This is a genomic window from Sporichthyaceae bacterium, assembly GCA_036269075.1.
In the GTDB taxonomy this organism is placed as follows: domain Bacteria; phylum Actinomycetota; class Actinomycetes; order Sporichthyales; family Sporichthyaceae; genus DASQPJ01.
This window is the reverse complement of record DATASX010000024.1, coordinates 23,085-33,227: the sequence shown is the minus strand read 5'-3', so window position 1 is coordinate 33,227 and position 10,143 is coordinate 23,085. Positions and strand designations below refer to the sequence as shown.

The window sequence follows — 10,143 nt, the reverse complement described above, 5'->3', positions numbered from 1 at the left end:
GGTAGGGCGCCCGACACGCCAGAAGATGCGGTTTCGTCGGCGCCGCGGCTACTCGACGGTGACGGACTTGGCCAGGTTGCGCGGCTGGTCGACGTCGTGGCCGCGGACGGTGGCCATCTCGCAGGCGAAGACCTGCAGCGGCACGGCGGTCACGATCGGCTGCAACAGGGTGGAGACCTGAGGCACCCGGATCAGCGTGCTGGCGTAGGGCACGACGGCCTCGTCGCCCTCGTCGGCGATCACAATCGTGTGCGCGCCGCGGGCGCGCACCTCCTGGATGTTGGACACGATCTTGTCGTGCAGCACCCCGCGCGCGGTCGGCGACGGGACCACGACGACGACCGGCAGGCCCTCCTCGATCAACGCGATCGGGCCGTGCTTGAGCTCCCCGGCCGCGAAGCCCTCGGCGTGCATGTAGGCGAGCTCCTTGAGCTTCAGCGCACCCTCCAGCGCCACCGGATACCCGACGTGGCGGCCGAGGAACAGCACCGAACGCTTCTCGGCCATGGCCCGGGCCAGTTCACGCACCGGCTCGACGGTCTCCAGCACCTTCTCCACCGCGGCCGGCAGGTCGGCGAGCTCGCCCATCACAGCGGCGATCTCGTCGCCGTACTTGGTCCCGCGCACCTGGGCCAGGTACAGCCCGACCAGGTAGCAGGCCACGATCTGGGTCAGGAACGCCTTGGTCGAGGCGACCGCGATCTCCGGACCGGCGTGGGTGTAGACGACCGCGTCGGACTCCCGCGGGATCGTCGAGCCGTTGGTGTTGCAGATCGCCAGCACCCGCGAGCGCTGCTCCCGGGCGTGCCGGATCGCCATCAGCGTGTCCATGGTCTCGCCGGACTGGGAGATCGCGATGACCAGCGTGGAACGCGAGAGGATCGGGTCGCGGTAGCGGAACTCCGAGGCGAGTTCGACCTCGCAGGGCACCCGGGTCCAGTGCTCGATCGCGTACTTGGCGATCAGGCCGGCGTGGAACGACGTCCCGCAGGAAACGATGATGATCTTGTCGACGACGCGCAGTTCGTCGTCGGACAACCGCATCTCGTCGAGCGCGAGACGGCCGTCCGGGCCGAGGCGGCCGAGCAGGGTGTCGGCGATCGCCTTGGGCTGCTCGGCGATCTCCTTGAGCATGAAGTAGTCGTAGCCGCCCTTCTCGGCGGCCGAGGCGTCCCAGTCGACGTGGAACTGGCGGACCGCGCCCGGAGTGCCGTCGAAGTTCGTGACGACGACGCCGTCCGGACGCAGCTCGACGACCTGGTCCTGGCCGAGCTCGATGGCCTCGCGGGTGTGGGCGATGAACGCCGCGACGTCGCTGGCCAGGAAGTTCTCGCCCTCCCCCAGGCCGACGACCAGCGGCGAGTTCCGTCGGGCTCCGACCACCACGTCCGGGACGTCGGCGTGCATGGCGACCAGGGTGAACGCGCCCTCGAGCATCCCGCAGACCCGGCGCATGGCCTCGGCCAGATCGTTGTCGCAGTCGCCGAACACCTCGCCGAGCAGGTGCGCGACCACCTCGGTGTCGGTGTCGGAGGTCATCTCGTGGCCGCGGTTCTCCAGCGCGGTCCGCAACGTCGCGAAGTTCTCGATGATGCCGTTGTGGATCACGGCGACCTTGCCGCTCGAATCGCGGTGCGGGTGGGCGTTGCGGTCGGTCGGGCCGCCGTGCGTGGCCCAGCGGGTGTGGCCCATCGCGATCCCGGCCGCGGCCAGCGGGTCGGCCTCGAGCTGGCCGACCAGGTTGGCCAGCTTCCCGGCCTTGCGGCGGACCGACAGCTCCCCGTCGCGCACGACGGCGACCCCGGCGGAGTCGTAGCCCCGGTACTCCAGCCGCTTCAGGCCGCCCAGCACGATGTCCAAGGCCGGGCCGGAGCCCACGTACCCCACGATTCCGCACATGCCGATCAGGGTATTGGCCGACGGCCCGCGGCGCGGCTCAACCTGACCCGACTGCCCGATCATCGATGATCTGGCGGGGCTCTCTCATACGCGAGGCGGGGCTCTCTCATACGCGAGACGTCGGACTTGGCGACGTTTCCGGGCGATTCAGCCCAGGGCGAGTTCGGCGCGGACGACCTCGGCCAGGCGGTCGCCGACCGCCTGGGCCAGCTCGGCCGTCGGTGCCTCGACCATCACCCGGACCACCGGCTCGGTCCCGGACGGCCGCAGCAGCACGCGCCCGGTCGCGCCGAGCCCCGCCTCCTCGGCGGCCACCGCGGCGGCGAGCGCGACATTGCCGTCGACGCCCTTCCGGTCGACGCCCCGGACGTTGATCAGCACCTGCGGCAGCCGCTGCACGACCGCGGCCAGCTCGGCCAGGCTCTCGCCGGTCGCGGCCAACTGGGAAAGCAGGTGCAGGCCGGTCAGCAGGCCGTCGCCGGTGGTGCCGTGCTCCAGCATCACCACGTGCCCGGACTGCTCGCCGCCGAGGCTGAAGCCACCGGCCCGCATCGCCTCGAGCACGTAGCGGTCGCCTACCGCGGTCTCGACCAGCTTGATCCCGGCCGACTGCATCGCCAGCTTCAGCCCGAGGTTGCTCATGACGGTGACGACCAGCGTGTCGTCGACCAGCCGGGAACCGGCGCGGGCGGCCAGCGCCAGCACGGCGAGGATCTGATCGCCGTCGACCATGGCCCCGGTCGCGTCGATCGCCAGGCAGCGGTCCGCGTCGCCGTCGAAGGCCAGGCCCGCGTCAGCGCTGTGCGCGAGCACCGCGGCGCTCAGCGCCTCCAAGTGGGTCGAGCCGCAGCCGTCGTTGATGTTCAGCCCGTCGGGTTCGTCGGACAGCGCGACAACCTCCGCGCCGGCCGCCCGCAGCACCCCGGGCGCAATCGCGGACGCCGCGCCGTTCGCGCAGTCGATGACCACGCGCAGCCCGTCCAGCCGCTTCGGCACCGTGGTGAGCAGGAAGTCGTGGTAGCGCCGCGCGGCCTCGTGGTCGTCGATGACCCGGCCGACGTCGGCCCCGGTGGGCCGCTGCCAGTCGCCCTCGAGGATCGCCTCGATCTCGTCCTCGACCGAGTCCGGCAGTTTGTGCCCGCCGCGGCCGAAGAACTTGATCCCGTTGTCCGGCGCCGGGTTGTGCGAGGCCGAGATGACCACGCCGATGTCGGCGCCGCTGGTGGCGGTGACATGGGCGATACCCGGGGTCGGCAGTACGCCCACCCGGATCACGTCCACGCCGGCCCCGGCCAACCCGGCCACGACGGCGGCCTCGAGGAACTCCCCCGAGGCCCGCGGGTCGCGACCGACCACCGCGACCGGACGTCCCGACGCGGCGCGGTGCGCGGACAGGACCCGACCCGCGGCCTCCGCCAGCTTGAGGGCAAGCAAGGCCGGCAGGTCGGCATTGGCAAGCCCACGGACCCCGTCCGTGCCGAACAGTCGCCCCAAAGCGGGCTCTACCGCTTGCTGTACTGCGGCGCCTTGCGGGCCTTCTTGAGCCCGTACTTCTTGCGCTCCTTGGCCCGCGAGTCGCGGGTCAGGAAGCCGGCCTTCTTCAGCACCGGACGGTTGTGCTCCTGGTCCGCCTCGTTCAGCGACCGGGCGATGCCCATGCGCAGCGCGCCGGCCTGGCCGGAGACACCGCCGCCGTGGATGCGGGCGAAGACGTCGTACTTGCCGTCGAGGCCCAGGCTCGTGAACGGGTCGCTCACGATCTGCTGGTGGACCTTGTTCGGGAAGTAGTCCTCGAGGGTGCGCCCGTTCAGCCGCCACACACCGGTGCCGGGGACGATGCGCACGCGGGCGACCGCCTCCTTGCGCCGCCCCACGGCCGCGCCCGGCTCGATGTTGGACACGATCGCGACGGACGGCCGCGACTCGCTGGTGTAAGACGACGGGGCTTCCGCCTCGGGCGCGTTGGTCTCGACGACGTCGGTAGTCTCGGTGCTCACTGAGCTGGCCATCCCTACTGCGCGACCTGGGTGATCTCGAACGGGGCCGGTTGCTGTGCCTGGTGCGGGTGCTCCGGCCCGGCGTAGACCTTGAGCTTGCGCAGCTGCGCGCGACCCAGGGTGTTGTGCGGCAGCATGCCCTTCACGGCCTTCTCGACGGCCTTGCGGGGGCTGGTCCCCATCAGCTCGGCGTAGCTGACGGACCGGATGCCGCCCGGGTAGCCGGAGTGCCGGTAGGCGCGCTTGTCGGCAAGCTTGTTGCCGGTCAGCGCAACCTTCGAGGCGTTGATGATGATCACGAAGTCGCCGGTGTCGGCGTGCGGCGCGAAGACCGGCTTGTGCTTACCACGAAGCAACTGGGCGGTCTGGCTGGCCAACCGGCCGAGCACGATGTCGGTCGCGTCGATGACGTGCCAACGGCGCTCGACCTCGCCGGGCTTGGGGCTGTACGTGCGCACGTGTTCGAGCCTTCGCTAGCGGGATCGGGATCGCCGGAACGAAGTTTCCCCCGGCGGTGGTCACAATGGAAAGCGGACAGGCCATGACGGCCGTCGGCCTACCGGCGCAACGACGGGCCAGCCTAGCCTGCCGAGGGGCCGTCGAGCAAAGCGGGTCGACGCCGTCGCGTCTCGATCACCCGCGCGGCCAACTGATCCTCGTCCGGATAGTGCACTTCCTCCAACGTCAACCCGTGCGGCGGGACCACGCTGACCGCCGCGTCCTTGCAGCGGGCGGCCAGCACAGCGGCGGGCCAACCCGGTTCGCGACGGCCCTCCCCCACCGCCAGACACGCCCCGACGAGCGCCCGGACCATGTGGTGGCAGAACGCGTCGGCAACAACGTCGGCCACCAGCAGGCCGTCGGCGGCACGGGCCCAGCCGAAACGGCGCAGCGTCCGAACCGTGGTGGCGCCCTCACGCCGTTTGCAGAAGGCCAGGAAGTCGTGCTCGCCGACCATGCCGGCCGCGGCGCGGTCCATCGCCGCGACGTCGAGGGCCCGCGGGTGCCACAGCACCCAGGAGCGACGCAGTGGGTCGACGCCTCCGGCCGCGTCGTCGATCCGGTAGGCGTAACGGCGCCACAGCGCCGCGAACCGGGCGTCGAAGCCGGGTGGGGCGGGCGCGGCGGCCCGCACCCGGACGTCGCGGTCCAGCACCCCCGCCAACCGGCGGACCAAGGCGGCGCCGGGCGGCAGCGGCAGCCGCCCCACGACGGCCTGCCAGTGCTCCGCGGGCAGGTCGACGTGGGCGACCTGCCCGCGGGCGTGCACCCCGGCATCGGTTCGACCGGCCACGGTCAGCTCCGGCGGCCGCGGCAGCCGCAGCACGACCGCCAGGGCCGCCTCGATCTGCCCGGCCACGGTCCGCAGCCCGTCCTGCCGGGCCCAGCCGGAGAACTCGGTGCCGTCGTAGGAGATGTCCAGCCGAACCCGCACCGGCGGTTGGTGCGGCACGAGGACGCCCCCGCCCTCGGGAGCGAGGACAGGGGCGGTCGGGTCGTGCGGAGGAGCCGTCAGGACTCGTCCGTCTCCGCGGCCTCAGGAGCGGCGGCCTCAGGAGCGGCGGCCTCGACCGCGGCCGGGGCTTCGGTCTTGGCTGCCGCTTCCTTCACCGCGCGCTTGGTCGCGCCCTCGGCCTCACCGACGGCCTTCTGCGCCACGGTCATGGCCTCGACGAGCTCGATCAGCGCCATGGGGGCGTTGTCGCCCTTGCGCGGGCCGAGCTTGGTGATGCGGGTGTAACCGCCCGGGCGCTCGGCGAACCGCGGACCGATCTCGGTCATCAGGACGTGGGCGACGGACTTGTCGCGGACGGTCCGCATGACCAGCCGGCGGCTGTGCATGTCGCCGCGCCTGGCTTTTGTGATCAGGCGCTCGGCCACCGGGCGCAGGCGACGGGCCTTGGCCTCGGTGGTGGTGATCGCGCCGTGCTCGAACAGCTGGGTGGCCAGGTTCGACAGGATGTGACGTTCGTGGGCCGCGCCCCCGCCGAGGCGGGGACCCTTGCTCGGCTGTGGCATGAGATGACTTCCTCAGGTGGAGTCCCGCCGGGGCACGTCCCCCGCGGGTGGTCGCCCTCCGCCGCTCCACGGGCCGAAGGGGTGGTGGGCTGTGCCTGGGGCACAGCCCACCGGGTGGTGCGCAGAACGAATTTCGCCGATCAGTACTGCTCGGTCTCGGCGTACGAGCCGTCGTCGTCGTCGGAACCGAAGTCGTGGACGACCGTGCTCGGGTCGAACCCGGGCGGGCTGTCCTTGAGCGCCAGGCCCATTCCGTGCAGCTTCGCCTTGACCTCGTCGATCGACTTGGCTCCGAAGTTGCGGATGTCGAGCAGGTCGGCCTCGGACCGCGAGACCAGTTCGCCGACGGAGTGGATGCCCTCGCGCTTGAGGCAGTTGTACGAGCGGACCGTGAGCTCGAGCTCCTCGATCGGCAGCGCCAGGTCGGCGGCCAGGGCCGCGTCGGTCGGCGACGGGCCCATGTCGATGCCCTCGGCCTCGATGTTGAGCTCGCGCGCCAAGCCGAACAGCTCGACCAGGGTCTTGCCGGCCGAGGCCATGGCGTCGCGCGGGAGGACCGAGTTCTTGGTCTCCACGTCGACGACCAGGCGGTCGAAGTCCGTGCGCTGCTCGACACGGGTCGCCTCGACCTTGTAGGTCACCTTGAGTACCGGCGAGTAGATCGAGTCGACCGGGATCCGGCCGATCTCCTGGCCCGCCTGCTTGTTCTGCACGGCCGAGACGTAGCCACGGCCACGCTCGACGGTCAGCTCGATGTCGAGCTTGCCCTTGCCGTTCAGGGTGGCCAGGTGCAGGTCCGGGTTGTGGACCTCGACGCCGGCCGGCGGCTGGATGTCGCCCGCGGTGACCTCACCGGGGCCCTGCTTTCGCAGGTACATCACGACGGGCTCGTCGTGCTCGGAGGACACGACCAGTTCCTTGATGTTCAGGATCAGGTCGGTGACGTCCTCCTTGACGCCGGGAACCGTCGTGAACTCGTGCAGCACCCCGTCGATCCGGATGCTGGTGACGGCCGCGCCAGGGATGCTGGACAGCAAGGTCCGGCGCAGCGAGTTGCCGAGGGTGTAGCCGAAGCCGGGCTCGAGCGGCTCGATGATGAACCGCGACCGGAAGTCGCTGACCGGCTCCTCGGTGAGCATGGGGCGCTGTGCGATTAGCACTGGAGTTTCCCTCTCCGCGACATCCGCCATATGACGTCGCGACCTATGCCATGGCGAACAGCGGCGCCAGGGGACGCCGCCGACCTTTCAGACTACGTCCGAAACTCAGACTCGGCGGCGCTTCGGCGGACGACACCCGTTGTGCGGGCTCGGCGTGACGTCCTGGATGGAACCGACCTCGAGCCCGGTGGCCTGCAGCGAACGGATCGCGGTCTCCCGGCCGGAGCCCGGACCCTTCACGAACACGTCCACCTTGCGCATGCCGTGCTCCTGCGCGCGCCGGGCGGCCGACTCGGCGGCCATCTGCGCGGCGAACGGGGTCGACTTGCGGGAGCCCTTGAAGCCGACGTGGCCGGCGCTGGCCCACGAGATCACGTTCCCCATCGGGTCGGTGATCGAGACGATCGTGTTGTTGAACGTGCTCTTGATGTGGGCGTGACCGTGCGCCACGTTCTTCTTCTCCTTGCGCCGGACCTTCTTCGCGGCGCCCTGCTGCTTACGAGTCTGGGGAGGCATCGGCTACTTCTTCCCGGGCTTCTTCTTGCCGGCGATCGCGCGGCGCGGGCCCTTACGGGTACGGGCGTTGGTGTGCGTGCGCTGACCGTGGACCGGCAGGCCGCGACGGTGCCGCAGACCCTGGTAGCACCCGATCTCGACCTTGCGGCGGATGTCGGCGGCGACCTCACGGCGGAGGTCACCCTCGATCTTGTAGTTGGCCTCGATGTAGTCGCGCAACCGGACCAGGTCGTCGTCGGTCAGATCCTTGGCCCGCATATCCGGGCTGACGCCCGTCGCCGCGAGGGTTGCCTTGGCGCGGGTGCGGCCGACGCCGAAGATGTACGTGAGCGCGATCTCCATGCGCTTCTCGCGCGGAAGATCGACGCCGACAAGGCGTGCCATTCGGTTTCCTTATCGTTCGTCCGGAGGTTCTCCACCGCGCACCGACCTCGGCCTCCGGGCCGTGGGCACCGCCGGATCAACCGGCGTGGAGCGCGATCGGGTGGTTCTCCGCTCAGCCCTGGCGCTGCTTGTGGCGCAGGTTCTCGCAGATCACCATGACCCGGCCGTGCCGCCGGATCACCTTGCACTTGTCGCAGATCTTCTTGACGCTGGGGTTGACCTTCACCGGTACCCATCCAGGTTTCTGAGCAGGGGTGCGAGCTACTTGTAGCGGTAGACGATGCGTCCGCGGGTCAGGTCGTAGGGCGAGAGCTCCACGACGACCCGGTCGTCCGGCAGGATCCGGATGTAGTGCATCCGCATCTTGCCGCTGATGTGCGCCAAGACCTTGTGACCGTTGTCGAGCTCGACCCGGAACATTGCGTTCGGGAGCGACTCGATCACGACGCCTTCGATCTCGATCGCGCCATCCTTCTTCGACATGTCCTCCGCACTTCGTTCGATTGGTGTTTCCGCTGCGTATCAGCTGACCAGCTCCGTGCGCGCACAGCGCACCGACAGGCCGGCTCGCGGCCAAGAGAGGAGTCTACGACATCCGGCGGACCGATGATCCCGCGGGCCGCCCGCGAAGGCTCAGCCCGCGGCGGCCGTCACCTTGCGGCCGAGCTCGCGCATCCGGGCCGCTCCCCCGTCGATTGCTGTCAGCACCCACGGCCCGTCCTCGGTGACGGTGAACGTGTGCTCGAAGTGGGCGGAGAAACTGGTGTCGGCAGTGACTACGGTCCAGCCGTCGGACAGGGTGCGGGTCGCCTTGCCACCGATGTTCAGCATCGGCTCGACCGCCAGCACCAGGCCCGGGCGGATCCGCTCCAGCTTCGCCCGGACGGAGTAGTTCGGCACCTGCGGGGCCATGTGCATCTGGCTGCCGATGCCGTGCCCGACGTACTCCTCGACGATTCCGTAGGCCCCGGCCCCGGTGACGAAGTCCTCGATCGCGTCGCCGATGTCGTTGATCCGACCGTTGAGCCGCGCAGCCGCCATCCCGCGCCACAGCGACTCCTCGGTCACCCGGAGCAGCTCGGCCAACTGCGGGGTGATCTCGCCGACCGCGACGGTGATCGCCGCGTCGCCGTGCCAACCGTCCACGATCGCACCGCAGTCGATCGAGACGATGTCGCCCTGGCGCAGCGTGCGGTCTCCCGGGATGCCGTGCACGATCTCGTCGTTGACCGAGGCGCAGATCGTGGCCGGGAAGTCCGGGATGCCGTGTCCGCCAGGCACGCCCTGGAACGACGGGATCCCGCCGTGGGAGCGGATGTGGGTCTCGGCGATCGCGTCGAGATGCTTGGTGGTCATGCCTGGGCGCACCGAGGAGCGCAACAGCTCGAGGGTCTCGCCGACCAGCAGACCGGCCACGCGCATCTTCTCGATCTGCTCGGGCGTCTTGTACTCGATCAGGTTCTGCCGCCTCTTGAACACTTCGACACAATCTCAGTTCCCCGCGCGCCGTAGCGCGGTGATGGCTCGGTCGGTCACGTCCTCCACCGGTCCGGTCGCGTCGACGCCGATCAGGATCCCCGTCTCGGCGTAGTAGCTCACGATCGGCGCGGTCTGCTCCGCGTAGACCTCCAGCCGGTGGCGGATGGTTTCCTCGCGGTCGTCGTCGCGCTGGAACAACTCTCCGCCGCAACGGTCGCAGCGATCCGGGTGGGTCGTCGGGTCGAAGTCGATGTGCCAGATCTGGCGGCACGCCCGGCAGGTACGCCGCCCGGCCAGCCGGCGGACGACCTCGTCGTCGTCGACGACCAGTTCGATCACCAGGTCGAGCCGGTGGCCGAGGCCGAGCAGCATGTCGTCGAGGACCTTGGCCTGGGCCAGGTTCCGCGGGAAGCCGTCGAGCAGGTAGCCCTTCTCGGCGTCCGGCTGACTGATCCGGTCGCGGACCATGGCGATGGTGACCTCGTCGGGCACCAGGTCGCCGGCGTCCATGTACTTCTTGGCCTCGACGCCGAGGGCCGTGCCCTCGGAAACGTTGGCGCGGAAGATGTCGCCGGTGGAGATCTTGGGGATGCCCAGGTGACCGGCGATGAACTCCGCCTGAGTTCCCTTGCCCGCTCCGGGCGGGCCAACCAGGACGAGGCGCATCAGGCCTCGTCTCTCACGGGAGT

At 70.1% G+C, this 10,143-nt stretch carries 13 protein-coding genes; all 13 read right to left on the bottom strand.

What is annotated here, in order from left to right; translation table 11 throughout:
• Positions 1 to 48: 48 nt before the first annotated feature.
• Positions 49 to 1,899, bottom strand: a complete 1,851-nt coding sequence (gene glmS / locus VHU88_05025; protein HEX3611029.1) for a glutamine--fructose-6-phosphate transaminase (isomerizing) — start codon at positions 1,897 to 1,899, stop codon at positions 49 to 51.
• Between the two features lie 147 nt (positions 1,900 to 2,046).
• A complete protein-coding gene (glmM, locus tag VHU88_05020; protein HEX3611028.1) occupies positions 2,047 to 3,393 on the bottom strand; it encodes a phosphoglucosamine mutase in 1,347 nt (448 codons plus the stop codon).
• Between the two features lie 8 nt (positions 3,394 to 3,401).
• Complete coding sequence (gene rpsI / locus VHU88_05015; GenBank protein ID HEX3611027.1) at positions 3,402 to 3,791, bottom strand: 30S ribosomal protein S9; 390 nt, start codon at positions 3,789 to 3,791, stop codon at positions 3,402 to 3,404.
• A 119-nt stretch (positions 3,792 to 3,910) separates the two neighbouring features.
• Positions 3,911 to 4,354 carry a 50S ribosomal protein L13 gene (gene rplM / locus VHU88_05010; protein HEX3611026.1) on the bottom strand — a complete coding sequence of 148 codons (444 nt, stop codon included), beginning with the start codon at positions 4,352 to 4,354 and terminating at the stop codon, positions 3,911 to 3,913.
• Positions 4,355 to 4,476: 122 nt separating this feature from the next.
• Entirely contained in the window at positions 4,477 to 5,331 is an 855-nt protein-coding gene (truA, locus tag VHU88_05005; protein ID HEX3611025.1) for a tRNA pseudouridine(38-40) synthase TruA, read from the bottom strand.
• Between the two features lie 77 nt (positions 5,332 to 5,408).
• Complete coding sequence (rplQ, locus tag VHU88_05000) at positions 5,409 to 5,915, bottom strand: 50S ribosomal protein L17 (GenBank protein ID HEX3611024.1); 507 nt, start codon at positions 5,913 to 5,915, stop codon at positions 5,409 to 5,411.
• 140 nt (positions 5,916 to 6,055) lie between these two features.
• Entirely contained in the window at positions 6,056 to 7,075 is a 1,020-nt protein-coding gene (locus tag VHU88_04995) for a DNA-directed RNA polymerase subunit alpha (protein ID HEX3611023.1), read from the bottom strand.
• Between the two features lie 105 nt (positions 7,076 to 7,180).
• A complete protein-coding gene (rpsK, locus tag VHU88_04990; GenBank protein HEX3611022.1) occupies positions 7,181 to 7,591 on the bottom strand; it encodes a 30S ribosomal protein S11 in 411 nt (136 codons plus the stop codon).
• A 3-nt stretch (positions 7,592 to 7,594) separates the two neighbouring features.
• Entirely contained in the window at positions 7,595 to 7,975 is a 381-nt protein-coding gene (rpsM, locus tag VHU88_04985) for a 30S ribosomal protein S13 (protein HEX3611021.1), read from the bottom strand.
• A gap of 112 nt (positions 7,976 to 8,087) precedes the next feature.
• The gene (gene rpmJ, locus VHU88_04980) at positions 8,088 to 8,201 is read right to left on the bottom strand and encodes a 50S ribosomal protein L36 (GenBank protein ID HEX3611020.1); all 114 of its coding nucleotides are present in this window, start codon (positions 8,199 to 8,201) and stop codon (positions 8,088 to 8,090) included.
• 35 nt (positions 8,202 to 8,236) lie between these two features.
• Positions 8,237 to 8,458: a translation initiation factor IF-1 gene (gene infA / locus VHU88_04975; protein HEX3611019.1), complete on the bottom strand. Its 222-nt coding sequence runs from the start codon at positions 8,456 to 8,458 to the stop codon at positions 8,237 to 8,239.
• A 150-nt stretch (positions 8,459 to 8,608) separates the two neighbouring features.
• A complete protein-coding gene (gene map / locus VHU88_04970; GenBank protein ID HEX3611018.1) occupies positions 8,609 to 9,454 on the bottom strand; it encodes a type I methionyl aminopeptidase in 846 nt (281 codons plus the stop codon).
• Positions 9,455 to 9,466: 12 nt separating this feature from the next.
• A complete protein-coding gene (locus VHU88_04965; GenBank protein HEX3611017.1) occupies positions 9,467 to 10,120 on the bottom strand; it encodes an adenylate kinase in 654 nt (217 codons plus the stop codon).
• Positions 10,121 to 10,143: the final 23 nt, after the last annotated feature.